At 53.9% G+C, this 24009-nt stretch carries 20 protein-coding genes and 2 pseudogenes; 11 read left to right on the top strand and 11 right to left on the bottom strand.

All coding sequences use genetic code 11. The annotated features are described in order from the left end of the window. The first annotated feature begins 267 nt into the window (after positions 1–267). The 3 genes from AC559G_RS11690 to AC559G_RS11680 are packed head-to-tail and all read left to right on the top strand — an operon-like array spanning position 268 to position 3148. Positions 268–1194 (top strand): tripartite tricarboxylate transporter substrate binding protein, encoded by a 927-nt coding sequence (locus AC559G_RS11690; RefSeq protein WP_498912663.1) that lies wholly within the window; start codon positions 268–270, stop codon positions 1192–1194. Continuing rightward, positions 1185–1667, top strand: a complete 483-nt coding sequence (locus AC559G_RS11685; protein ID WP_498912662.1) for a tripartite tricarboxylate transporter TctB family protein — start codon at positions 1185–1187, stop codon at positions 1665–1667. The genes AC559G_RS11690 and AC559G_RS11685 overlap by 10 nt, the downstream gene beginning before the upstream one ends. Beyond that, on the top strand, positions 1664–3148 hold the full coding sequence (locus AC559G_RS11680) for a tripartite tricarboxylate transporter permease (RefSeq protein WP_279026360.1): 1485 nt from the start codon (positions 1664–1666) through the stop codon (positions 3146–3148). Before AC559G_RS11685 ends, AC559G_RS11680 begins: the two co-directional genes overlap by 4 nt. 86 nt (positions 3149–3234) lie before the next feature. Here the strand turns inward: AC559G_RS11680 and AC559G_RS11675 are convergent, their stop codons facing one another. The 3 genes from AC559G_RS11675 to AC559G_RS11665 are packed head-to-tail and all read right to left on the bottom strand — an operon-like array spanning position 3235 to position 5744. Further along, the gene (locus AC559G_RS11675) at positions 3235–3810 is read right to left on the bottom strand and encodes a peroxidase-related enzyme (protein WP_095847526.1); all 576 of its coding nucleotides are present in this window, start codon (positions 3808–3810) and stop codon (positions 3235–3237) included. Position 3811: 1 nt separating this feature from the next. Then, entirely contained in the window at positions 3812–4309 is a 498-nt protein-coding gene (locus tag AC559G_RS11670) for a CMD domain-containing protein (RefSeq protein ID WP_498912661.1), read from the bottom strand. Next, on the bottom strand, positions 4302–5744 hold the full coding sequence (locus AC559G_RS11665; RefSeq protein WP_498912660.1) for an NAD(P)/FAD-dependent oxidoreductase: 1443 nt from the start codon (positions 5742–5744) through the stop codon (positions 4302–4304). Before AC559G_RS11665 ends, AC559G_RS11670 begins: the two co-directional genes overlap by 8 nt. 267 nt (positions 5745–6011) lie before the next feature. Between AC559G_RS11665 and AC559G_RS11660 the strand changes: the two genes are divergently transcribed. Beyond that, positions 6012–6980 carry a LysR family transcriptional regulator gene (locus AC559G_RS11660; RefSeq protein WP_498912659.1) on the top strand — a complete coding sequence of 323 codons (969 nt, stop codon included), beginning with the start codon at positions 6012–6014 and terminating at the stop codon, positions 6978–6980. Positions 6981–7353: 373 nt separating this feature from the next. On the opposite strand, the gene AC559G_RS11655 is transcribed toward AC559G_RS11660, so the two are convergent. Genes AC559G_RS11655 through AC559G_RS11645 form a run of 3 tightly spaced genes read right to left on the bottom strand, consistent with a single transcriptional unit; the run spans position 7354 to position 12267 of the window. Then, positions 7354–8082 carry an amino acid ABC transporter ATP-binding protein gene (locus tag AC559G_RS11655; protein ID WP_498912658.1) on the bottom strand — a complete coding sequence of 243 codons (729 nt, stop codon included), beginning with the start codon at positions 8080–8082 and terminating at the stop codon, positions 7354–7356. A gap of 1 nt (position 8083) precedes the next feature. Then, positions 8084–9319 carry a zinc-binding metallopeptidase family protein gene (locus tag AC559G_RS11650; protein WP_498912657.1) on the bottom strand — a complete coding sequence of 412 codons (1236 nt, stop codon included), beginning with the start codon at positions 9317–9319 and terminating at the stop codon, positions 8084–8086. 14 nt (positions 9320–9333) lie between these two features. Beyond that, positions 9334–12267, bottom strand: a complete 2934-nt coding sequence (locus AC559G_RS11645) for an FAD-dependent oxidoreductase (protein WP_498912656.1) — start codon at positions 12265–12267, stop codon at positions 9334–9336. A gap of 86 nt (positions 12268–12353) precedes the next feature. On the opposite strand from AC559G_RS11645, the gene dapA reads away from it, so the two are divergent. From dapA to AC559G_RS11620, 5 genes are read left to right on the top strand one after another with little or no spacing between them, the layout of a single operon-like run. Continuing rightward, positions 12354–13253 (top strand): dihydrodipicolinate synthase family protein, encoded by a 900-nt coding sequence (gene dapA / locus AC559G_RS11640; RefSeq protein ID WP_498912655.1) that lies wholly within the window; start codon positions 12354–12356, stop codon positions 13251–13253. A 36-nt stretch (positions 13254–13289) separates the two neighbouring features. Then, positions 13290–14120 carry an ABC transporter substrate-binding protein gene (locus AC559G_RS11635; protein WP_279026344.1) on the top strand — a complete coding sequence of 277 codons (831 nt, stop codon included), beginning with the start codon at positions 13290–13292 and terminating at the stop codon, positions 14118–14120. A 23-nt stretch (positions 14121–14143) separates the two neighbouring features. Further along, positions 14144–14890 carry an amino acid ABC transporter permease gene (locus AC559G_RS11630; protein ID WP_498912654.1) on the top strand — a complete coding sequence of 249 codons (747 nt, stop codon included), beginning with the start codon at positions 14144–14146 and terminating at the stop codon, positions 14888–14890. Then, on the top strand, positions 14890–16308 hold the full coding sequence (hydA, locus tag AC559G_RS11625; RefSeq protein ID WP_498912653.1) for an amidohydrolase family protein: 1419 nt from the start codon (positions 14890–14892) through the stop codon (positions 16306–16308). Before AC559G_RS11630 ends, hydA begins: the two co-directional genes overlap by 1 nt. A 49-nt stretch (positions 16309–16357) precedes the next feature. Further along, on the top strand, positions 16358–17044 hold the full coding sequence (locus tag AC559G_RS11620) for a GntR family transcriptional regulator (RefSeq protein ID WP_498912652.1): 687 nt from the start codon (positions 16358–16360) through the stop codon (positions 17042–17044). A gap of 367 nt (positions 17045–17411) precedes the next feature. Here AC559G_RS11620 and AC559G_RS11615 read toward each other — a convergent pair whose 3' ends face one another. After that, entirely contained in the window at positions 17412–17927 is a 516-nt protein-coding gene (locus AC559G_RS11615; RefSeq protein ID WP_498912651.1) for a DUF2778 domain-containing protein, read from the bottom strand. Positions 17928–18142: 215 nt separating this feature from the next. Here AC559G_RS11615 and AC559G_RS11610 point away from each other — a divergent pair. Next, positions 18143–18310 (top strand): annotated as a pseudogene (locus tag AC559G_RS11610) (DUF7828 domain-containing protein); the annotation flags it as partial. Positions 18311–18334: 24 nt separating this feature from the next. Here the strand turns inward: AC559G_RS11610 and AC559G_RS11605 are convergent. Next, a pseudogene (locus tag AC559G_RS11605) lies at positions 18335–18917 on the bottom strand (tyrosine-type recombinase/integrase); the annotation flags it as partial. Between the two features lie 402 nt (positions 18918–19319). On the opposite strand from AC559G_RS11605, the gene AC559G_RS11600 reads away from it, so the two are divergent. Next, positions 19320–19829, top strand: coding sequence for a hypothetical protein (locus AC559G_RS11600; RefSeq protein WP_498912650.1), 510 nt, complete (start codon positions 19320–19322; stop codon positions 19827–19829). Between the two features lie 293 nt (positions 19830–20122). On the opposite strand, the gene AC559G_RS11595 is transcribed toward AC559G_RS11600, so the two are convergent. The 3 genes from AC559G_RS11595 to AC559G_RS11585 form a co-directional block, all read right to left on the bottom strand. Beyond that, positions 20123–20761, bottom strand: a complete 639-nt coding sequence (locus AC559G_RS11595) for an STM2766 family helicase-associated protein (protein WP_498912649.1) — start codon at positions 20759–20761, stop codon at positions 20123–20125. After that, positions 20758–22737: a DEAD/DEAH box helicase gene (locus AC559G_RS11590; protein ID WP_498912648.1), complete on the bottom strand. Its 1980-nt coding sequence runs from the start codon at positions 22735–22737 to the stop codon at positions 20758–20760. Before AC559G_RS11590 ends, AC559G_RS11595 begins: the two co-directional genes overlap by 4 nt. Before the next feature lie 103 nt (positions 22738–22840). Further along, positions 22841–23872, bottom strand: coding sequence for an IS630 family transposase (locus tag AC559G_RS11585; RefSeq protein ID WP_498912647.1), 1032 nt, complete (start codon positions 23870–23872; stop codon positions 22841–22843). Positions 23873–24009: the final 137 nt, after the last annotated feature.

The following is a 24009-nucleotide window of genomic DNA, read 5'->3' as shown; positions in this document are numbered from 1 at the left end:
AGTATTGTTAAACTTTATTGATGCGGTTTATTAATAATAAAAAAGCATAATTTTATAAAAAAATGTGCCTGTACATGGTGAATGAATTACCGCATGATTTTGCAACATATGGCGCGTATTTCTTATTTTTTTATATACAAATCATAGCGATATTTAACCTATGCCAGGTTGGCGATGGCACCGGTAACCACGGCATTACAGCAAAATCGAGGGGAAATCATGAAGAAGTTATGCTCTGGCTTATACGGCTTAATGGCAGGTGCTGCCATGTTCCACGCGAATTTTGCTACGGCGGATGCCGGTTACCCTGATAAACCGATCCAGATGATTGTCGCCTTTGCGCCGGGCGGCGGAACTGACATCGCGGCGCGCACCATTGCGCATTACCTGGAAAAACACCTGGCGGACGGCGCGCGCGTGGCGGTGATCAATAAACCTGGCGCGGGCGGCGAAATCGGCTGGACAGCGCTGGCGCGCAGCAAGCCGGATGGCTACACCATCGGTATGATCAACCCGCCGGCCACCAATTCACTGGTGGTGGAGGGGAAAGCCAAATACACCATGGATGATTTCCAGCCGATCGCCAATATTGTTTACGATCCGGCCATTCTGGTGGTGAATAGCAAGAGCCCGTATCAAACGCTGCAGCAGTTTATCGACGCCGGCAAGCAAGCTCCCGGCAAGCTGGTGATCGGCACGTCTGGCGCGGCTGGCTCTTCTGAACATGTGGCGTTGCTCAACCTTAATCGCCTGGCGGGCGTTGAATTGAAAGCCGCCTTCTTCGGCAGCACCGCGCCGGTAAAACAGGCGGTGTTGGGGAACCATGTGCCGGCGGCGACCATGAACTTGAGCGAAGCGCTGCAACTGGCGCGTGAAGGGCAGATACGTATCCTCGGCGTGATGTCTGAACAGCGTTCGGACTATGTGAAAGATGTGCCGACCTTCCGCGAACAGCATATCGATCTGATCGCCGGCGCCTCTCGGGGAATCGCTACGCCGAAGGGCACACCACCGGCGATTGTCGCCAGGTTGGAAAAAGCGCTGCACGATGTGGTTAACGATCCGGACTACCTGGCGGCCGCGCAAAAAGCCGAAATGCCGCTGAACTACCTGGATGCCAAAAGCTACGGCGCGTTAATCGCCCGTATTAACACTGACCTGGCCGAAACCTGGAAAATCACGCCATGGCGTTAAGTTTTAACCCCCGTAAGGCTTGGGTTGAGTTGCTGTTCGCCATCCTCTGGGTGGCGTTAGCCATTTGGCTGTATGTTGAGGCCGGCCATTTCAGCGCGGCCAGTGCCACTTTCCCACGCGCGCTGGCGGTGCTGCTTGGTATTTGCGGCGTGGTGCTCAGCGTTAAATCTTTCCTGGCGCTGCGCCGTTTGCCCGCCGCGCAGGCGGCACGCTTGTTTCAGGCGCCGGGCCGCGTGCTGATGGGCTTTGTGCTGGTGTTCCTCTATCTGTTGCTGATGGACTGGGTGGGGTATATCGCCGCCAGCCTGCTGTTTGGCCTGGTGCTGCCGTTGCTGGCCGGTTATCGCGACTGGAAACAACTGCTGTGGGTGATCGGCGGTACCATCGTGTTTATCTGGCTGGTGTTTAACGTGCTGCTGGAACGCCCGTTGCCGCAGGGCATTGTGGCGTCGTTCCTGGGGGGCCTATTGTGATCGATGCGCTGATTAATGCCTTGCCACTCGTGCTGGCCCCCATGAACCTGCTGGCGGTGCTGCTGGGCACGGTGGCCGGCCTGGTGGTTGGGGCGTTGCCCGGCCTGACCGTGACGACCGGCATTGCGGTGCTGATCCCGCTCACCTTTGGCATTGAGCCGCTGTTTGCGCTTGGCATGATGGCGGGGATGTACAACGGCGGCAGCTACGGCGGCGCCATACCGGCGATTTTGTTGCGTATCCCCGGCACGCCGGCATCCGTCGCCACCACGCTGGATGGCTACGCGCTGACCCAGCAGGGCAAGGCGGCCTATGCGCTGCAGGTAGCGGTAGTCTCCGGCGTGGTGGGCAGCGTGCTTTCGGCGATTTCACTGATCTTATTTGCGCCGGGGCTGGCGAAGGTCAGCCTGGTATTTGGCCCAGCGGAGTATTTCTGGGTGTCGATTCTTGGCCTGGCGACCGTCACCTCGCTATTGGGCAACGATTTCCTGAAAGGGCTGATTGCCGCCATTATCGGGCTGGTGATTGGCACCATCGGGCAGGATATCTCCACCGGTGACGAGCGCTACACGTTTGGCAGGTTGGAACTGGCGGAAGGGCTGGATCTGGTGGTGCTGCTGACGGCGCTGTTCGCTTTCCCGCCGGTGATCCACATGCTGGAGAAGGTAACGCTGAAAGGCATGTCTTCGCACCTGCTTCATTTGCGCAAACAGGGCTCGGTGCTGGCGAAGTGGCGTGAGTTTTTGCCGGTGTGGTTACGCAGCTCGGTGATTGGCATCATCATCGGTATCTTGCCCGGCGCGGGCGGCAGCATGTCTTGCTATCTGGCGTATAACGATGCCAAGCGCCGCGATAAAGACCCGGAAAGCTTTGGCCATGGCAACCCGCGCGGCGTTGCGGCATCGGAAGCGGGCAACGGTGCGGATAACGCTTCTTCGCTGATCCCGGCGCTGACGCTGGGCATTCCCGGTTCCGGGGTGGCGGCGGTGATCCTTGGCGGCCTGTTGGTGCAAGGGCTGCGCCCTGGCCCGCAGCTGTTTCAGGATCACCCCGACGTGGTCTACGGTTTTATGCTGCAAATGCTGATTTCTGCCCTGATGTTGGTGCTGGTGGGCGGGCTGACCGCCACGCGCATTTTTGGTCAGGCGCTGCGCCTGCCGACCGTGTTGTTGGCACCGGTGATCATGCTGTTTATCACCGTGGGGGTTTATGCAGTCAATAACGCCGAGTTTGATCTGTGGTTGTTCTTCGGCATTGGCATTGTGGCGTATTTTCTTGAGAAATTGGGCTACCCCAGCGCACCGATTATTTTGGGGGTGATGCTTGGGCCGATTGCCGAAACCCAGTTGAACCTGGCGCTGACCATTTCAGGCGGCGATCCTGTGGCGTTGGTCAATACGCCGCTTTCCTGGCTGCTGATCGCGCTTTCGGTGTTTATCCTGCTGACGCCTGGCTGGCGTTACCTGCGCAACCGCCGCTGAGCCGGCGTGCAACGGCACAGCCAAAAGCGCAACCGCCATTCCGGCCGTTGCGCTTTTTTATCACTGATGCGGAAATAAAACGGCGCCTACCTGGGCGTGGCGTGGCCCAGCGTATGCATCAACCGGTTGGCCCAGCCGAAAATGGCTGCGGCGTGGATCAGATCGACGATTTCCGCTTTGCTCAGGCCGGCGGCCAACAACGGCTGCAGCTGTTCGGCGGTAACCGCATCGGCACTTTGCGAAAGTGCGCGGCAGAAATCGATAATTGCCTGCTGACGCGGGGCAAAACGGGCGCTAAAGCCTTGGGTATATAAGGCGTTGATCACATCCTGCCGGCCGGAAAGCTCCAGATAGCGGCGGGCATGCACGGATGCGCAGTAGACGCAGCCGTTAACGCCAGAGGCCACCAACGCGCCCAGTTCCCGCTCATCGCGGCCCAGGCCGCCACGGCAGTACATGATGGCGTTAAACAGGCGGGTACGCGCCAGGTAGGATTCCGGATCGTGCGCCAGTGTGCGCACGTAGGGCGAGATTTTAGTATTGGACGGCGTGACCTGCATCGCCGCCAGCTGTTCCGGCGTGGCTTCCGCGACGTCAACCGGCGTGATCCAGGGCGCCCAGTGCTGGGCTTTCACCGTGACTTTTACGGCCTTGTTCGCCATGTTACAGCGCCCCCAGCAACTGTAGGCCCGCCATCACGCGGGATTCGAAATTAACAAAGGCTATCAGCTCCGTTAGCGCGACAATCTGCGGCGCGCTCAGGCCGGCTTCGGCCAGCGTGTGAATGTGCTGCTCGGTGCTGTGCCTGGGCTGCAGGGTAACGTGATCGCTATGGCGCACGATGGCCGCCAGCCAGGTGTCTTCTGCCGACGGCGAGCCGCCGTTGGCGATCGCTTGATAGGCGTCGCCCTGGGCGAGCGTGTGGTAAAACGCCGCCTGCGCCGGGTTGCCGCTTAGCCGGGCTATGCGTTGCGCCAGCGCGATGCGCAGTGCGCTGGGGAGCCCTTGATCATTCTTGGGCCACAGCACAGTAGCGCGGCAGGCTTCCACGCCATCGACAAACTCCGGGCGGGCGCGGCGTACTGCATACAGTGCAGAGCCGGGCGCTATGCCGGCCACGGCATCCACCACGTTGAGTGGGGTTTCGCCCTGATTATTCATGGTTTGCATCCTGCCATTCATCCCCTAACAACTCCGGCGTATCAAACGCCACCAGGTTGGCGAAGTGGGTTTCGCGGTCTTCCACAAAAATGCTGCGCACAATCCCCTGCGCCAGGCGGCGCGCGCCTTCACTCACCGCCGGAATATCGCCGGAGAGTTTGCCGTGGCTGAGGGTGGAGGGATAGTTGAAGCAGTAAATGCGGTGCAACGCAGGGCATTGGCCCGGTTGCTTTTCCTGGAAGCTAAAGTCATCCCCCAGATAGGGGGAGGTTGCCAGTTCGCCTTGTTCTTCACCGGCGGGTGGCGTGAAGGCGTCTTGCCAAAATTTGATGGCCGAAGCAAAGCGCGCCAATTCTGGCTTTTGGGCCAGATCAACCCGAAAGCCGGTGGCGAAAATCACAAAATCCAGTTCGTGGGTACCGGAAGGCGTTGCCAGCAGCACGCGCTCGCCCTGTTGCTTAAGCGACAGAACCGGGCTATTGAGCCAAAACCGGCCGTTTGGATGGCGTGAAACGCGCAACGTTGAATCACGCGGCGGCGGGGTTTGTGCCGCTAACGTATGGTGCAGGAACTTCCACTTCCAGCGATCGTCCAGCGCCTGGAAACCGTGCACCACACCCTGGCTGGCGATGCCGGTGAATTTATTAATGCGCGGGATATCGCCACGGCGAATAAACAGATCCACCTGGGCGGCCCCCAGTTCCAGCGCGGTGGCGGCGTTGTCCATCGCCGAAGCGCCTGCACCGATCACCGCAATGTGCTTGCCGGCGAGTTGGGTAAAATCGATATCATCGGCCGAGTGCGCCCAGAAGCGTTGATCCACCGAGCGGGCGATGCCCGGCACATAAGGGCCGCCCAGGCCGTCGCGGCCATTCGCCAGCACCACGCGCCGCGCGTAATTAATCTGTGTGCCGCCGTTCGCCAAATCCTGTGTGTGCAGCTCAAACAGGCCGGGTTCAATGGATTGAATATCCGTTACCTCAACCTGGTTAACCACCGGCAATTGCAGCACCTTGCGATACCAGGCCAGATAGTCCATCCATTGGGTGCGGGGGATTTTCCCGAGCGCCTCCCAGGCGGCGTTGCCGAATTGCGCTTGGTACCATGCGCGGAAGGTGAGTGCCGGCAGGCCCAGCGCCGGGCCGGTGAGCTGTTTTGGTGAGCGCAGCGTTTCCATGCGGGCAAATTTCAGCCAGGGCCCTTCCAATCCCGCTGGCGATTTATCAAGGCACAGCAGGTTGTCCACGCCGAGAAAGCGCAGTGATGCGGCGGCGGTGAGGCCGCACATGCCGGCGCCGATGATGATCACATCATGAACCGCATGCTGCTGGTAATGGCGTGGCGGGATCCAGGGTTTGGCCGGCAGTTCCAGCAGGCTGAGATCGTCTGCCAGCCGCTGTTCAAGCGCCTTCAGAGTGGTGTGATGACTGCTCATCGAACAGTGTCTCCTTCAGATCGGTATTTCGCGATGGAGCGGGGCCGTTTAAGCGGCAGCCTTCGGTAAGCATGCCTGAGAAGGCCGCCAGAGGCGAATGTTTATTATTCTTTTTGTGGATTATAATTGGTGTTTGATGTGATTTATTAATAATAATTAATCATTAGCTTATTCACAAACAGCGATTTATTATCGCTGGTTAATCGCGGATTATCGGGCGTTTTAGCGCGCCCAGGCGCTGACGGCGCTCAGGGGAGAAGAGGTAACATGACATCACTAAACGATCTGGATCTGCGCCAACTGGAAGCGTTCGCCACCGTGATCTCTGCCGGCAGCGTGACGGCGGCGGCCAGAGTGTTGGGCCGTTCGCAACCGGCGGTGACCCGGCTTATTCAGGATCTTGAAGCTTCTTTGGGCTACCCGCTGTTTGTGCGCAATGGCCCGCGCATTCACCCCACCGAACAGGCACTGAAGCTGCATCAATATGTAGAAAAAGCGCTGCTTTCGCTGGAGCAAATTCGCCTGCGGGCGCAGGAGATCGGCCAGGCAGGGGAGAAGCCGCTGATGATTGCCGCCACCCCGGCGATGTCTTCCGGCTTATTGCCGGGGGCGTTGGCGCAGATGGCGCTGACGGCGGGCGTGCAGATCCTCAGCGACTCGGCTGAACAAACCGCCCATGCCGTGATCACCGGCGAGGCCGATCTGGCCATCAGTAGCCTGCCGCTGGAGCACCATGCGGTAAACCTGCACTGGATCGGCCAGGCGCGCTGCGTTCTGGCACTGCCGGAAGCCGATCCGCTGGCGGCCAAGGCGGTGATTAGCCTGGGCGATTTGGCATCGCGCCCGCTGATTGCCCCGCACAACCCCTGGCGCCTGCGTCGCCGCTTTGATAAGGCGCTGGCAAAGCACCGCACCCGGCCGAAAACGATCGTTGAAACCAACTCCTCTGCCAATATTCTTGCCTGTGTGCGCGCCGGGCTGGGCATCGCAATCCTGGAACCGGTGACGGCCTATGGCCTGCCGGTGCAAGGGGTGGTGATCCGCGAGCTGGAGATTGATATTCCCTATTACTTTGGCGTGGTCACGCCGCTTGGCCGTGCGCCGAACGAACGGGTGCTGGCGCTGGTGGAAGCCCTGGGCAACGTTGCCGCCGCCATGCTGCCCATGTTCCAGCGCCTGGCGCCGGGCGAGCACCAGCGGGTGATGCAACTGCTGAATAAGGAAAAGGCGTTGTAGGGGAGGTTTTGGGGGATTAACCGTGGTGCCGGGTAGCCGTTGCAGGTATTGGAGCCAGATGTGGCTGGTTTTTCGTAACCTGGGCGGTGAGTTATTTCAGTGTTGAGAGTCGTCTCGATACTAATTTTCTTTAGTAGGCGTTCGAACTGTGTATGAACCAGGCACATAGGTTACAGGCCAAGGCAAAGTAAACCTATCTATCTCGTTGACTGTGCGAGTTATAACCTGTGACCTCTGTGTTCGGTTCATACCACCGCAGCCGATAATCAGTTTGCCATTCTCGCGTATCTAATCCGCCCCCCAGCGCCAGGCTGGCTCCGCACCGCGTGTGCCAGGTGGCGCCATCGGTTGGCAGTGTGCTTGTGAGCTTCCCTCAATGCGTTAGCACCTGCTGCAGAAATTCCCGCGCGCGCTGCGACTTCGGCGCCTGGAAGAATTGCTCCGCGTCGGTATCTTCAACAATCTCTCCTGCATCCATAAACAATATCCGATCGGCTATTTTTCGCGCGAAGCCCAGCTCATGTGTTACGCAGAACATGGTCATCCCGTCGTGCGCCAGTTCGGCCATCACCGCGAGCACCTCCGCCACCATTTCCGGATCTAACGCAGATGTCGGTTCGTCAAATAGCATTGCGCGAGGCTCCATCGCCAGCGCTCGGGCGATGGCGACGCGCTGCTGTTGCCCGCCGGACAGTTGCTCCGGATATTTATCGGCGTGCTCCAGCAGGCCGACGCGTCGCAGCAGCGCCTGGCCTTTGCTGAGCGCGGCCGCCTTATTGCGCTTTAAGATCTTTCTCTGCGGGATCACCAAATTATCCATCACGGTCAGATGTGGGAACAGTTCGAATGACTGAAACACCATGCCGACCTGACGGCGCAGCTCCGGCAAATGGGTATTTTTATCGCCCAGCCGCATCTCATCGATCTGGATATTGCCCTGATCAAAGGTTTCCAGCGCGTTGATGCATTTAATTAACGTCGATTTGCCGGAGCCGGACGGGCCGCAAATAACAACGACTTCGCCGGTATTCACCTGAACGGAGCAGTTCTTCAGCACCTGAAAGTCTCCGTAAGATTTGCAAAGATTGTTGATTTTTATCACTTTATACTCCTTCGGATAACAGAGAGAACAGGCTGTTCGCCACAACATGCGTGGCCAGACGCAGATCTTCCAGCCGCACGCGTTCATCAGCGCGGTGGGCATTCGCTTCGAGCAGCGTGCGTGGACCGGCACCGTACATGATGGTGGGAATACCGGCGCTGCTGTAGAGGCGGGCATCGGTATAGAGCGGCAGGCCGACCACCGGAATCGGTTCGCCCAGTACGGCTTCGGCTTCCCGGCATACCAGCTCCGCCAACCGATCGCTGCCCGCCACCGGGGTAAACGGGCGTGCCAGCAGGATTTGGCGCACCTGAATCGTGATCTGCGGCAGCGTCTCCTCCACGCGGGCGATTAGCGCGCGCATCTCTGCTTCAACCTCTTCCGGGGATTCTTCCGGGATAATGCGTCGGTCCAGCCGCAGAGTCAGCGTATCAGCCACCACATTGGTATTGATGCCGCCGTTAATTAAGCCGACCACCATGGTTGGATGACCGATCCCGGGAATGGACGAACTGCGCTGCGCCAGACTATCGCGATAGGCGTACAGCGCCTGCAGCAGTTGTACGCCCGCCTCAATGGCATCGGTGCCGCTGTCTGGCATCGCCGCGTGGGCTGACACGCCCTTTACCGTGATCTCCAGATGCAGGCAACCGTTGTGTGCGGTAACTACGTGGTAGGGCAGCGCCGCGCAGATCACGTAATCCGGCTTACTTTTACCGTTATCGAGGATCCAGCCCGGGCCGGTCTGGCCTCCGGTTTCTTCATCGTAGGTCACGTGCAGCTCAACGCAGCCGGCAAGGGGAGGGGCCAGCTGTTTCAACGCCCGCAGCGCGCAGGCGAAGGTGGTGATATCCGATTTGGATACCGCGGCGCCCCGGCCGTATAGCCAGCCGTCGTGGATTTCCGCGCCGTAGGGATCCACACTCCAGCCCTGTCCCGGCGGCACCACATCGCCGTGCGCATTGAGTGCGATAGTCGGGCCGGCGCCGAAATGCTCGCGCACAATCAGGTTGGTTGCACTGCGCATGCCGGCACCCTGCACAACGTCCGCCGGCACCTGATGGCGTTCCACCGTGAACCCCATTTCCTCCAGCAACTGGGCCGTACGTTCCGCATGCGGGGCGCAGTCGCCCGGCGGATTATCCGACGGCGTCTTCACCAGGGCTTTCAGCATATCGACCTGGGCGGCGAAGTCGTCGTCAATCAGAGTTGCCAGTCGTTGTTTATCCACATTCATTCAATACGGCCTCTTTAGTTGAAACGCTCAATAAGGTAGGGGGAAATATCGATGTCGGTATGCCCGCGGGTCATCAGATCGGCCACGATGCGGGCGACAATCGGCGCCAGCGTGTAGCCGTTCGAGGTCACAGCGTTGAAGAAGCCCGGTTTGCCGGGCACCTCGCCGATGATCGGCGCGCCGTCGATGTTGACGTTCATGCCGGCCCAGCTGCGCAGCATATGCAGCCCGCGCAACGGCGGCAGCACGTTGGCGGCGACCCATAAATTGCCTTCGATGCTGCGGCGCAGGGCGTAATTCATGCGCATATCGGCGGAAAAGCCCGCGCTCCAGCCGCCGCCGATCAGCAGGCCGCCGTTGACGGTCTGTTTCAGGCTTAAATGGCGGTCGGCATGGGCGATCAGGTGGTCGATCATTTTGGGTGCCCGCTCAGTCACGATCATCTGCAGCGGTGCGCCGCGTACCGGAACGTTAATACCGGCCATCTGACCGACGCTGCCGGCCCAGGCGCCTGCGGCGTTGACCAGCCTCCGGGCGCGGATAACGCCGCGGCTGGTAGTGACGCGATAGCCGCCTTCGCGCAGCGTTTCTATCGACAAAACGTTGGTGCCGCGTTGGAAGCGCGCTCCCTGTTGCCGAGCCAGACGGCCAACCACATAGGTGGCGCGCAACGGGTTGATTTTTCCCTCCAAGGGGCAGAATTCCGCCCCTTTCAGCGTTGGCGCAAGGTGCGGCGAAAGACGCAGCAGATCCGCCTGGCCCAGCAGTTCCGCCTCAATGCCGTAGCTGCGCTCCATGCGGATTTTTTGCTCAAGGAAACGCAGCCCTTGTTCGCTGTCCGCGACCATCAGACCGCCGGTGATTTTGATCTCCAGCGACTCGCCGCTCAACGCTTCCAGCATTTGCCACTGACGGATGGCGTGTGGGCCGAGCGGCAGCGTCTGGGCTGCCGGGCCGCCGCCGGCCTGCGCTTTCTGGCCGAAATCAAACGACAATAATTGGACATGCAGACTGCCGGCATTGGCGCCCGAAGCCTGCATATTGGCCTCATCGCGGTCGATCACCAGAACGTCGGCGCCCTGACTGGCCAGGTAATAGCCCAGGCAATTGCCCAGCACGCCGGCGCCGATGGTCAGGATGTCGACAGATTGTTCTGGCAGCGTGTCGTTGACCACCGGCCGGGCGAGGTTGGGGGTGATGGCCGGGAAGTGGCCGCCCCATTCCGGTTTTTCGAATGTTAGGGCGGCGATAGGAACGGGTTTGGCCGGCACTCGGGGGGAGAAAAATCCTTCCACGTCGGGCTGGCGCCCGGTCATTTCGCTGATTAAGCGGGCAGCGACGCCGGAACAGTAGCGCCCCTGGCAGGGGCCCATACCGAGCCGGGTATTGCGTTTTAGCATGCCGGGCGTGTCATAGCCCTGTTTTATCTGGCTGCGAAGCTGGCCAAGGGTGATATTTTCACAGCGGCAGATCAGCGTGTCGTCTGGCAGATGGGACAGACTAACGGGCGGCGCCTGGTAGATACGCCACAGCGCGCGCTGAAAATCTTCCGCCCGCCGCAGCTTCGCTTCCGCCTGGCGGCGAGCTGGCGCATTGTCGCCAAGCCCCAGCGCGGCGGCGGCGGCCAGTCCGGCCAGCGTGCCGCGGGCTAACGCCACGCGGGAGCCGCCCAGATCCGCGCCGTCGCCCACCACGAACACCCCGTCGACGCTGCTGGCGCCGGCAGGATCGGTTTTAATGGCTGGCGTACTGAACGGGGTGTCGCGCAGGTATTGCTCGCAGCCCAGCATGCGCGCCAGCTCGGTGGAAGGAATAAAACCGTGGCCAAGGCAGAGCACATCGCACTCGATACGGCGCTCGCTGCTTGGCACGACCTGGCCGGACGGATCAAGCCGGGCAACGGTGATCGCCTCGAGCAGTTCGGCGCCGTGCGCGGCAATCACTGTCTGCCCCCAGTACATCGGTACGCGGCCCAGTTTCAGTCGCGCGATATATTTCTGCCCCTCGGCGATCAGGTCCGGCGCATTTTTCAGTAGCCTCAATGCCTGTACGCTGTCTTTCAGGCCGGGCCGGGGTGCGGTTTCCAACAGCGCGCACACGCTGGCACCGCCGGCGGTCAGATCGGCCGCTAGCTGTAGATTCAGCGGGCCATTGCCGCTGATCGCGATACGCTGGCCGGGCATAACCTGGTAAGCCCGCGATAAAGTTTGCGCCGCACCGGTGGTCATGACGCCCGGCAGGGTCCAGCCGGGAAAGGGCACCGGCCGTTCATAGGCGCCGGCAGCGATGATCAGTTTACGGGGACGGAACAATCTCGCTTTACCATCGATCAACACCGCGATTTCATCGGCTGCAAAGGCGCCCCAGACGGTAGTGTTCTGATACAGGGTAACGCCAACATCCTTCAACTGTGTAAGGAGGGAGAGTCCATTGGCGAATTGCGCCGGCACCCGGCGGACAAAGCGGTGCGACGGCGCCAGCGGTTTATAGAACTGCCCGCCGCTTTGCGCCCGTTCGTCGAGGACACAGACTTTCGCACCCTGGCGCGCGGCGGCCAGCGCGGCGGAGAGCCCCGCTGGCCCCGCGCCCACCACCAGCACATCACAGGTTTCCAGCGGCGGTTCATTTTCGTACGGCGTATTGCTCAGCGCCTGGCGCTGGTCAAGGGCGGACGGCGCACTGTTGATCCGCATGCCGTTCGCGACTTTGGTCATACAACTGCGTTGCCCAGGACAGCCGTCGACTTCCACCACGCACTCGAAACAGGCACCCATGCCGCAGTATAGCCCCCGACGATCGCCGCTCTGAGTCTGGCGAATGCTAACCAGATCGGCCCTTGCCAGCGCGGCGGCGATGGTTTCCCCCTGCTGGGCGGGAATCGGGGTGCCGTTGAACCAGATCTGGATCGTCGGAGAATCACATTCAATTGAGGGATGAATAAGGCGCATTTGATCCTGTCCAAAAAAAGGTTGCATACACATTGTATACGTATACACTTCGTATGCAATAACCTCATTTACATTTGGACAGAACGATGGAAACTTTTCGCGGTACCTATACGGTTTTAGTCACTCCATTTACTCCGGATGGAGCAGCAATTGACGTGCCAGCATTGGAACGGCTGGTGGAATGGCAAATAGAACAGGGAATTCATGGGCTTATTCCGCTTGGTAGCACCGGCGAGTTTTTGTCGATGACGCGGGAAGAGCGACAATTGGTCACCGAAACGGTGATTCGCACCAGCAGAGGGCGTGTGCCCGTGCTAATGGGCACCGGGGCTGAATGGACCCGCGACTGTATCGAACTCAGCCGCGAAGCGGAGACGATGGGTGCGGATGGCGTGATGATCATTCCGCCGTTCTATAGCTGCCCGAATGACGATGAGCTCTTCACCCATTACCGCAAAGTCGGCGAAGCGATCAGCATCCCGATCATGATCTACAACAACCCGGCTACGGCGAATGTTGATCTGCAACCCAAATTGGTCGCGCGGCTGGCGCAGATTGATACGGTGAATTACATCAAGGAATCGACGCTGGAAGTCACCCGGGTGCGCGACATCATCGAACTGTGCGGCGACAAAATGAACGTATTTGCCGGCATTCTCGGTTATGAATCCTTCTGGCTGGGCGCCTGCGGCTGGATTGCCGTCGCCTCTAATTTGCTGCCGCAACTGTGCGCTCAGATGTTTGAAGCTGCGGTGGACCGGCAGAACCGCGACGAAGCGCTGGCGATTTATAAACAGATCGTGCCTGTCGTCCGGGCCGTGGGCGGGCCATTCTATGTTTCGGCCAGCAAAGCCGGGCTCGATATGCTCGGTCTGCCGGTCGGCGATCCGCGCGCGCCGCGTTTGCCGCTGGAGGCATCCGCCCAACAGGCGTTGCGCCAGGCGCTGGATAAGCTCGGTGTGCTTAATAGCATCAATATGCAGTAACCGATTCTCTCTTTGTTCATTACTGGGGAAAACGATATGAAAAAATTGTCTGCTTTGCTTCACGCTGTTGCGCTGTCCGGGCTGTTGGTTAGCACGGGATCTTTCGCCGCCGCCTGTAGCGCGCCAGCCGGCGCGCAGCTGATCGTTCCCGGTCAGTTAAATATGTCCACTAACCCGACGCTGCCGCCTTTACAGTTTGTTGATAACACTGGCCAACTGAAGGGGATGCGTATCGAGCTGGGCAAAGAGATTGCGAAGAGGCTATGCCTTGAGCCCAACTATATTCGTATCGAGTTTTCCGCCATGGTGCCTGGGCTGCAGGGCGGCCGCTGGGACATGATCAATACCGGTATTTTCTTTACGCCGGAACGCGCCAAAATCATGTGGATGATCCCGTATGAAAATCAGTCAGTAGGCCTGTCGACGATGCCGGATAACCCCGCCAGCATCAGCAAGCCTGAGGATCTGGCCGGTAAGCGCGTGGGCGTGGAGATCGGCGGTTTTGAAGAAAAAGCGATCCGCCGTGTCAGCGCCGAGCTGCAGGCTAAAAAGCTCAAGCCGATCGAGATCCTCACGTTTGATAACTTCGCCATCGCTTTTCAGGCGCTGCGCGCCGGCCAAGTGGACGCAGTGATCAGCCTGGATGCTGTGGCCAATGAATACCAGCGGCAGGGACAGTTTCGCCAGGTGATTTCCGGCCTGGAGCCAACGCCGGTTTCTCTTGCGTTCCGCGATCGCGCCCTGGCGGAGGCCACGGCGAAAGTCCTAAACGAGATGCGTGCCGATGGCAGCCTGGATGCCCTGTTCAAACGCTTTAATGCGCAAACGACGTCCGGAACTTTTACCGTTCACGGCCCTTCCTTGTAACTGCCTTACGGGAGAGATGAGCAATGAATCACGGCTGGAGCTGGGCAGGCTACTTCGAGTACCTGTTCAATCATTATTTAATGATGGGTGTTGTTTATACCATCTGTCTTACCCTGGTGGGGATGGTCGGAGGCCTACTGCTGGGGGCGTTACTCGCTTTCTCCCGCCTCTCCCCGATAGTCTGGTTGAGCCAGACGGCCAAATTCTATACATGGATATTCCGCGGCACGCCATTGCTGGTGCAGTTAATCATCATCTATACCGGCCTGCCGCAGATAGGTATTCGCTTTACCGTTGTGGAGGCGGTGCTGATTGGCCTAATTCTGAACGAGGCCGCTTATCTGGCCGAGATTATCCGCGGCGGCGTGCAGGCGGTCCCGCGCGGCCAGATCAACGCGGCGAAAGCGCTGGGGTTCGGCGGTGTAGGCGTGCTGCGCTACGTTATCTTTCCCCAGACGATGCGGCTGATCCTGCCGTCTCTTGGCAACAGTTTCAACGGCTTGCTGAAAACCACCTCGATTGCCTCGGTGATCTCGATGGAAGAGCTGCTGCGCCGTACGCAGATGCTGATTCAGGAAAAGTTTATGGTGCTGGAGCTGTTTATGGTGGCCGCCACTTATTACCTGATTCTGACCACGCTGTGGGATCTGATACAGCGCCGCATTGAGCGACATTACGCTAACGCTTACCGCAGCGAGCATACGCCGAAGGACGAAAAGGCCGGGGCGGCAATCGGCGCCGGCAACACATTAAATAACGAGACGCGCTAATGAAAGCATATGATCTGATCATCCGCCGGGCCGACATCGTAACTGCGGCGGATCGCTTTATCGGCGATATCGGTATTCATCAGGGGCGGATTGCCGCCATTGGCGAACGGCTTGATCCGGCGCTAGCGGAACAGACCATTGACGCGGCGGGGCGGATGGTGACGCCGGGCGGGGTAGACGCGCATTGTCATCTCGATCAGCCTTCGGCCGACGGCTCTGTCGGTTCCGACGACTTTCTCACTGGCACCCGCTCGGCCGCTTGCGGCGGCACCACGACAGTGATCCCGTTCGCCATGCAGTTTAAGGGGCAAAGCCTGGATGACGCGGTGGCCGATTACCATCGGCGCGCCGACGGTAAGGCCTGTATCGACTATGCCTTCCACCTGATCATCAGCGACGCCGCGCCTGAAGTGGTGAATGAACAACTGCCACGCATGGTGGCGTCCGGCTATAGCTCATTTAAAATTTACATGACCTATGACGCGCTGAAACTCAGAGATCGCGACATTCTTGACGTGCTGGACGCGTCGCGCAAACTGGGGGCGCTTAGCATGATCCATGCGGAGAACGACGACTGCATCAGTTGGCTGACTGAACGTCTGTTAAAGCAGGGTAAGAGCGCGCCGCGTTTCCATGCCGTTGCGCATAGCGCGATCGGTGAGAGGGAGGCGACGCACCGGGCGATTTCGCTGGCCGAACTGGTCGATGTACCGATTTTACTGGTGCACGTCTCCAGCCGCTCTGCGCTGGAGCAGATCTATTGGGCGCGTGGCAAGGGGCTGAATATTTTCTCTGAAACCTGTCCACAGTATCTGTTCCTGACCGCAGAAGATCTGGGGATCGACGATCATTTCCACGGCGCGAAATGTATCTGTAGCCCGCCGCCTCGCGATACCGACAGCCAAAATGCGATCTGGACCGGGCTGACCAATGGCACCTTTAGCATTTTTTCGTCCGATCATTCGCCCTATAACTATGACGATCCGCACGGCAAGAAACTGCATGGCGATAACGCCTCGTTCGATCGAGTGCCCAACGGTATTCCGGGGCTGGAAACGCGTATGCCGTTACTGATGAGCGAAGGGGTACTGAGCGGCAGGCTGACGCCACAGCGGTTTGTCGAGCTGACCGCGACGGCGCCCGCAAAGTTGTATGGGCTGTATCCGCAGAAGGGCACGCTGTCGATCGGCGCCGATGCGGATATTGTTATCTGGGATACGCAGAGCGATAAAACGATCCGCCATGCGGATCTGCATTCGGCCGCCGATTACACGCCGTATGAGGGTAAGGCGCTGCGCGCCTGGCCATCGATCACGCTGGCGCGCGGCAAACTAGTATGGGCCGATGGGGCTTTTTGTGGCCAGGCGGGCGACGGGCGCTTTTTACCCTGCGCGGCGCCTTTCCCTCCGGCCATATAATTCGTTACACTTAGGCCCTTACTTTTATGGACACAGGTAAACATGTTCCATGTCAGACTATCAGGATCACGTGCTTGCCGCGATTATGGCGGCTAAGCCACTTTATCTGAAATCAGCCAGTCTTTCTGAGCAGGTTTACCTGCTGCTGCGGGAGTTGATTCTGGAAAGGAAAATTCCGGGCAGCAGCGAGATGTCTGAATCGCGGCTGGCTGATGAATTGCAGGTATCGCGCACGCCGATGCGTGAAGCATTGGTCCGACTGGCGGGCGAGAATCTGCTGGTGAGGCGCGGCGCTCGCTCTTATGCGGTGCGTTCCGTGGATATTAAAGAATATCTGGACACAATGGCGCTGCGCGAGGTGCTGGAGTGCGAGGCGGTAAGCCGCGCGGTAGAACGTATCGACCTGGACGAACTCGGCCAGTATGCCAGCGAACTGCAGGCGTTGATGTCTGGCGAGCATGAGGAACATGTATACTGGCGCTTTGACGACCGGCTGCACAATTTTATCGCCGAATCCTCAGGCAATAAAGTGCTGGTGCAAATGCTGGAAAAGCTGCGCATTAATGTGCGGCTGTTTCGCCTGCACAGCCCACTGCATCGCCAGAGTGAAAATCATGTCGAGCATCAGGATATTATTCATTACCTGACTCAGCGCGATGCGGTAAAAAGCGTCGAGGCGATGAGAACGCATATTAGTAAATTGCGCAATGATGTGATTGTTTCTTTATCTGGCTAATTTTCACCAGGAATAAAAATATATACTCTAAATAATTCGGGTGGCAGAAAAATCTGCCGGCCGGGAATTTCAGCGCTGCTGGTGGTTGAGGCCCCGTCGTGGGCCATATAAACGCGAGTTATCGCCTTGAAGTAGTCAATGCTTTCGGCGTATTTTTTGGATAATCAGCATCAGGAATCCTGTCACAATCAGCATGAGAACTATAAGCACCCAAAGAAATGACGGATCAGCATCCCCATCGGCAAACCCCAATCCTGTTCTATTCAGGAACGCATTGCTAATCTCAGATAAATGATCCAATAGCCCGCCCAATGGGAATAGCACAATAAAAAATGAAACTACCAGGCAGAGCAGAAAAAACAACACGTTAGTAATTAATTTTGCATGACGCATAGTCAGTCCGCCCCATTACATCTACCCGGCCATATGCCATTAACCCTTTCCCGCCTGGAACACGAATTTTTTTTCGCCCCAGCAGTGATTGCCTAACAAGACTGAAATCTGGGATGTTATAGAAAGTAATGCATCCCCATGATTCCCTTTCCCCATTAGGCCGAAGCGGATGGAGTCGAAAAGATCCCCTATCGACGCCATTGACAAAAACGTGATCGCTCATTGTTGATGCATTATATAAACCGAACCATTCAGCATGGTTTGTACCGTTCTTGAAGTCTTTTACTGCTCTGATCACTCGATTAGTTAAACTACCTTCTGGTGCATCAACGATCCAATACGTCCCCACGGGTAAAGCTGCATTCCTTTTAAAAGCACACTCTGCAATATTTGTTACTGGCTCTATCCCAGAGAAAACCGGAAAGGTGCCCACGCTATAAACATGAAGTTTCAGCTTTCTCCGGTCTGCTGATACATCGTTGTAATCCATCCTGCAAATTTGCATAACATAACGTCCCTATTTTTTTGCAGGCCATTTTACAGCTGAATTATCGAGCACTCTAGTATGATCCATTTTTTAGGACAATACCGATTTATTCATCCCCTATCACCAATTCCACATTGCGGGTGCTTACCTCAATACCGATATCGGAGCGGCCGGTAAAGGCCGCCTGACCGGTGCCAGAACGGCACAGACCGTAGCTAATGGCCATTATACCCGCCACCTTGTGCGGCAGTGCACTGCAATACCACTCAGCTTACGATACAGAATTCCCATGGTATGAACATATTCAAAATGCTTTTACTGAGAATGGTCAGCAACATTGCCTTTACGTTAACCCGGACGCCAGTGAAGTCAGCCTGATGAAGTGTTTGCAACTGCTGGTATCAGGTGCCCGTCTGGCTATTCATTGGCTGTACGGCTTAATGCGGCTGGGAAAAACATATTCCCGATGGCTGCTTAAGGGCTTCATTAGCGTCAGAATTGCCAACGCCTGTTCCGAAAGCGGAACGATATGTTCCCGCTTCATTTTCATTCGTTCGGCTGGAGTGCGCCATTCTTTAGCGTCCCGATCGATCTCTTGCCAACGCGTCTCAGCGGCTCCTTACACTCCGACAGGGCGGGGAGGGTGAGAAGTTGCCACATGAACAGACAGCGGGTCGATAACTCGATATTTGCCTGCCGCATCATTTGCATCAGTTGCGGCAGTTGAGCCGGGCGGATGCTGGGTATGTGTTTTTTCTGCGGTTTCTCGAAGGCCTTGCTGATATTGACGCAGGGAGCCGCATCGATCAGGCCAACGTTTATCGCATAGATCATCACCTCGTTAATCTGCTGTCATAACCGCCTTACCGTTTCCAGCGCGCCTCTGGCCTGCACCAGAAGGGCGCGGGCCGCAGTGCGGCATTGCCGCGCGTCGTCCAGAGTGACTTCGGGATAAGGCCCAAAAGTCAGTTTTTCGCGCTTTTTGGGCTGGGGGGAGTTGAATAGGTTGCCTATTAATTTGATTGTATGGCTTATTCCTGATTCAATTTTTGTTCTATGGGCCTAAGTGTGGGCCTAAAAATTTTGTTTGCCTGATTAAAGTGGAGGCTGTGGGACTTATTTGTGACATGAGTAGCAAAAATATTTTTAGCCGAGGAATCGAATTGTATGTTTTATAGTCATAGTGACCTGCTCCCCATAGATTAACACACGGTAGTGTTTGTAATATCTGCTTCTGGCACTCAGTTGCCCGCAAGAGTTCCATCAGGCGGCTATGAGCGAAAAGCGGAAGTACGTAATCTTTCTCAGTTGATTGAGAATTTACTAACCCGGCATTAATCAGCCATACAAACAGAACAGGCACTTTACCTGTGCTTTGAATTTTTAAGGATAAGTATGATTCCAGCATGTAGGTCAGCCGATCATGAATATGAGGCGATCAAAGGTGATCGTATTGATTGTGGCCATGCAAGATGTGTATTTGAGGTCAAGGGAATCAGTGATTTAGTATTAAAAGAAGCCAAGCCCGGGATGTATAGTCATAATGAAAATGAAGCAACTTTTTACTTTACTAGCATTATAAACGGACTTTCTAGGGTGACCGACTGCATTGCACAGGTTCTAAGTATTAGTAAGTCAGGGAAATATCTGATTATGGAAAAATTATGTACACAGTTAGATCCCGCCCTAAAATCAGGCGCTCAGGTGCCAGTTGAGATAGACGATCCGCATGCAAGAAACTATGGTATGACGTCTGACAAACAAACCATTAAGTGTATTGACTATGGTACTTGGGATACAACGAAAGAAATTTCTGGAATGCTAAAACCCGTACCATTTCAATCAGAGGAGAGCACTTCTGAAATGAGAAAAAACATAGACGACTTAAATAATATTTTGGATTAGATTGCAAGCTACCCAGTAAATTATTCCCATTTCTGTTATTGCGATTTAAAAGGTTGGCATGAGTGAAGTTCGGACCCTCAAATTTAATAAAAACACAGGGAATCTACTTGATGATATATAAGAAAGATGAACTATATATGATTGGAATATGCGGGCGTGCTACTTTGAGTAAATGAATATAATCATGAAAACCAAATCTGAAACATTTAACAATAAGGCCCAGTAAACTGGGCCGGAAAAGAACATTATTTAATGTGTTTGAAATAATTACAACGACTTCTGCTTTCAAATGGTTAAATGACATACGGCCTTTCGGCTTCACGATCAAACAAATTTTTAAAAAAATCAAAATTGATATTTCTATCAATTCCAACCTTAATCGAGGAAGTGTTCTTGTAATAGAAGTCAAAATGATATCTTGGATGAACTCGACCATTTTCATTCACTTCATCATCATCGAATCTAAAATACCCATGATCTTCAGTTATCAAAGTCGTGAATATATCACAATAATTAACAGCCTCCCTGAAGTCAGTATTATAATTCACCATGATATTTTCTAAAATATCCTCATGCGAATATCCATAATCACGGCAAGCTTCAACACAACTTCTCATTATAGAAATAAAAAGAGAGGTTACTGGCATGTTACATTCATCATAATTGAAACTAATATTTCCCCCATAGTCGATTATTTGAAACGGCAGAAACATAGTATAATAGCCAAATTCTTTTTTAATTAAAATGCGAGTAGTATTACCTGTAAATATTGCAAACTGCGAATCAGCTTCGTTTTCTATGCGGCAATGTCCGCAACTGCTGACTGTCTCTATAAAAGTCAGCACATTAAGAAAATTGTCATACGAATCTCTTACCGGCAGAAAGCCAGCAAGATGATAATTAGGTATATTAGCGAATAAATAAACACTCATAGTTTTTTATTCCTAATATATTCAGCCTCAATTATTGATAGTAAATATTCTTCTGAATAATCATCTATTCCTTCTAACATTGAAGATACCGTGCTGATAATTTTAGCAACCAATCGAGGCGTGGCTTTCCGTGACTCGCAGTAACGTTTAACAGATTTCTCAATAGAAATCCCCTCAGCTAGAATAAACAGATCTTTCTGTTTTTCAATTTCTTCAGCTGTTGGTATTCTGACGTTTAATTCGTTATCTGATATCAACTTTTCTAAACCTGTTGATACAGCATTAAATACTTTTGAATCTGTATCATTGCTAAGTAATAAATGGCTTTCTAAAAATGACCTAGCCATCATTGTGTAAAGAGCATTTCTGAAACCAGGATAACATTGTAATTGTTTTGCAAAACAAATAACGAAAGGAAATTCCAATCCTTTAGCATTATTAATATTCGATATAAATAGCTTGTCAGTTAGTCTGTTTTTTGTCTCAAAAGATACGTTGGAGTCCCAGCCGTATTGTTTTTTTATTTTAAATCTTAGTGTTGATATCTCATCGTAAATATAATTAGCCTTATCTATAAAAATAACAGCAATGTCGCCTTGCTCGGTTGTAGGATATCTATCCCTGATGCTTTGAATCATTGAAATAATTTCATCAGAGATGTCAGTGTCACCTTCTAATAAATGCATTGAAGTACTTGGGTAGTTATTGGGAATATCTTCAAATCGTCGTAAGGGATCACGTGTCAGATGTGCTCTTCCATCATTATCATTATAATTATAACCACAGGCATCCCATTCCTCGGGCTTCAACCATCTCAACACAGGTTTTTCAAACAATCCCATACCTAATGCATGGGAGAACATTAAATTTTTAGGATCAGTTCTATAGCACTTTTTTAACACCATATTGGCTGTACTGACGCCATCATCAATCGGCCTGAATATATTCTGAAACACATCACCTGCGATAAAGACCTTTTTGGCGGTTACCATTTCACATAATTGTAAAAAACTAGCAGGGAAATCCTGACTTTCATCTATGAAGACATAATCAAATGCTTTATCACTCACATCTTGTTTCGATAAAAATTCAACTGCTTTTTGACTGTGATAATCTAAAGATCCTGAGCCATAAGTACCAAATGGTATGTTGTAAAAATGACAAATATACCGATACATTCCTGAGTATGGATCCTTTCCACTCCCCCAAGACTGGAAACAGAAAAGTTTCGTATTCCACTCAATTTGCCGTTCAACCCTCATGAAATCGAAAAATTCAGGAATTCTGCTTTTCATGGTGGATGCTAGAATTTTGTTAAAACAAGTAAATGCTATTCTTGATTCTGAATCATTTGCAAAAATTTCTTTGACTTTATGTAGTAATAACTCAGTTTTCCCTGAACCAGCTAAACCTTGGATTACGTATTTTTTCTCAGCACCTGTTTTAAATACAAAACTAGTTTGATCTGTATCGAAGAGAATTATTTTAGATTTGACACTATCAAGTAGGTTATCTGTTTCTAACTTTATCTTAGACACATCATTAATGCTACCAACAATTAATGATGTAATAAGATCAACACGTCTCGCTAGCACTTTATCAACTAGGTATGAAGATAAATCTAAATTTTCAGGTTCAACTATCTGGAAATATTTTTCCCAGTCTCTTTTTCTTCCTATTTTTTCCCTATACTTGAATTTTTCGGCTAGGAATGACACATCCTCCAAAAAATCATCAAGGTAATAATTAAATTTATCTTCATCATGCCCTGCGTTTATTAAACATGGTTTCATTCCACTGGAGAAAATAGCTAAGGCATCATTGTATTCATATGATGCATCTTCTTTTGATAAAGGCTTGCACAAAACATAAGTCTGCTTTTTATACCTTTCAGCAAAATCATCGATTAGTTCTTTTATATTTACTCGTTCTGCTAAAGCTAATGCGTCATGTGTATAGAAACAATAGTCAGACATTTCACTACCTCAATTATTTCTTCGATTATATTAAATAAGCACAAAAATGATCTTTCATGCGAGTTTATCTTTGGAACATTCTAAATAGCTGCGCCGAATACCGCTACACTTTTGCCAGACCATGTTTTCCTCCGGGGAATGGACTGACGGTTTCCATAAAATGTCTTACCTTTTTCAACAGCTGCCACATTGAACGACACTGATGATTGCGCGTTATCGTTTCGTGAAGCGCCTGCCATAGCCGCTCAACATGATTTACCCACGGCGAGTAAACTGGCTGGTAAATTATCCTGAACTTCGGATTTTGCTTCAGCCAGCGCTGCGTTTCCCGACTTTTATGGATAATATAGTTATCCACGATGAGCGTTATCGTTTTTGCCCGCCGGTACGTCGCCTTAAGGTGCTTTAACAGGCTGATAAATAAGGCTGAGCTTTTACTGTTTCCACCAACATAGCTGACTTTACCTGTGCTGCCGTGCAGCGCCCCTGCCAGATAGTACTTTTCATTCTGACCGGGCGTAACCACGCGTTTTTGTTGCCCGCGTAGTTGCCAGTCTGCGCCGATTTTGGGATTAAGATGGATATCCACCTCATTCTCGTAAAACACTGGATTTTCGGCGCTGCATTGCTCCAGCGCATTGTGGGTTTCCGCTATTTTTTCTTCTTTATGCGGGTCACGGATACGCAATGTTGGTGCGGCTCTGCGCCAGACTAGCCCGGCAGACGGCAACCAGCGACGCACTGTTCCGGCGTGCAGATGATACCCGGTTATCTCATTGATTTTTATTGCCAGTAACTCTGTACTCCAGCGTGAACGCTGATAACCAAAATCGCCGGGAGAGTGTTTTATCAGTTCACGAAGCAAGGTACAGATATGCTCAAAGGGCCAACGCCGGGAACGCCCTGCGGGTAAGGATTTCAGGCCTTCAACACCTGACAGCGTAAACCAGTTAATCCAGCGCCCAACAGATGAACGGGCGCAGCAGAGCGTTCGGGCAACATCGGTGACACGCTCGCCGCGGTGTAACATCAACATGGCGGTAAGCCTGGGGGCATGGTTTTTATCACGCGTTTTATGGATCGCTTTCTGCATCAGGCGTCGTTCATCACGGGGAATAGGTGCTATGATCGGCATCGCTCAGTCCGGTTGGTGGTTTGGGATATTTGGCGATTGATCAGATCGCACAATCCGGGCTGAGTTCCCTCAAAGTGATCTACTATTCCGCGCAGCTATTTAGTTCTAGATGTTTTATCACAACCAAGGATTTTTTT

Origin of the sequence: Gibbsiella greigii (genome assembly GCF_039540155.1) — a bacterium.
Classification (GTDB): domain Bacteria; phylum Pseudomonadota; class Gammaproteobacteria; order Enterobacterales; family Enterobacteriaceae; genus Gibbsiella; species Gibbsiella quercinecans.
The sequence above is the reverse complement of the archived record's forward strand: the minus strand, read 5'-3'. Positions and strand labels throughout refer to the sequence as shown.

Bases quoted from the DNA above. Each gene is read 5' to 3' on its own strand.
- AC559G_RS11690 (WP_498912663.1), top strand. From the start codon at position 268: ATGTTCCACGCGAATTTTGCTACGGCGGATGCCGGTTACCCTGATAAA.
- AC559G_RS11665 (WP_498912660.1), bottom strand. From the start codon at position 5,744: ATGAGCAGTCATCACACCACTCTGAAGGCGCTTGAACAGCGGCTGGCA.
- AC559G_RS11660 (WP_498912659.1), top strand. From the start codon at position 6,012: ATGACATCACTAAACGATCTGGATCTGCGCCAACTGGAAGCGTTCGCC.
- hydA (WP_498912653.1), top strand. From the start codon at position 14,890: ATGAAAGCATATGATCTGATCATCCGCCGGGCCGACATCGTAACTGCG.
- dapA (WP_498912655.1), top strand. From the start codon at position 12,354: ATGGAAACTTTTCGCGGTACCTATACGGTTTTAGTCACTCCATTTACT.
- AC559G_RS11675 (WP_095847526.1), bottom strand. From the start codon at position 3,810: ATGGCGAACAAGGCCGTAAAAGTCACGGTGAAAGCCCAGCACTGGGCG.
- AC559G_RS11600 (WP_498912650.1), top strand. From the start codon at position 19,320: ATGATTCCAGCATGTAGGTCAGCCGATCATGAATATGAGGCGATCAAA.
- AC559G_RS11615 (WP_498912651.1), bottom strand. From the start codon at position 17,927: ATGGATTACAACGATGTATCAGCAGACCGGAGAAAGCTGAAACTTCAT.
- AC559G_RS11650 (WP_498912657.1), bottom strand. From the start codon at position 9,319: ATGAATGTGGATAAACAACGACTGGCAACTCTGATTGACGACGACTTC.
- AC559G_RS11670 (WP_498912661.1), bottom strand. From the start codon at position 4,309: ATGAATAATCAGGGCGAAACCCCACTCAACGTGGTGGATGCCGTGGCC.
- AC559G_RS11595 (WP_498912649.1), bottom strand. From the start codon at position 20,761: ATGAGTGTTTATTTATTCGCTAATATACCTAATTATCATCTTGCTGGC.
- AC559G_RS11620 (WP_498912652.1), top strand. From the start codon at position 16,358: ATGTCAGACTATCAGGATCACGTGCTTGCCGCGATTATGGCGGCTAAG.
- AC559G_RS11630 (WP_498912654.1), top strand. From the start codon at position 14,144: ATGAATCACGGCTGGAGCTGGGCAGGCTACTTCGAGTACCTGTTCAAT.
- AC559G_RS11645 (WP_498912656.1), bottom strand. From the start codon at position 12,267: ATGCGCCTTATTCATCCCTCAATTGAATGTGATTCTCCGACGATCCAG.
- AC559G_RS11585 (WP_498912647.1), bottom strand. From the start codon at position 23,872: ATGCCGATCATAGCACCTATTCCCCGTGATGAACGACGCCTGATGCAG.
- AC559G_RS11685 (WP_498912662.1), top strand. From the start codon at position 1,185: ATGGCGTTAAGTTTTAACCCCCGTAAGGCTTGGGTTGAGTTGCTGTTC.
- AC559G_RS11590 (WP_498912648.1), bottom strand. From the start codon at position 22,737: ATGTCTGACTATTGTTTCTATACACATGACGCATTAGCTTTAGCAGAA.
- AC559G_RS11635 (WP_279026344.1), top strand. From the start codon at position 13,290: ATGAAAAAATTGTCTGCTTTGCTTCACGCTGTTGCGCTGTCCGGGCTG.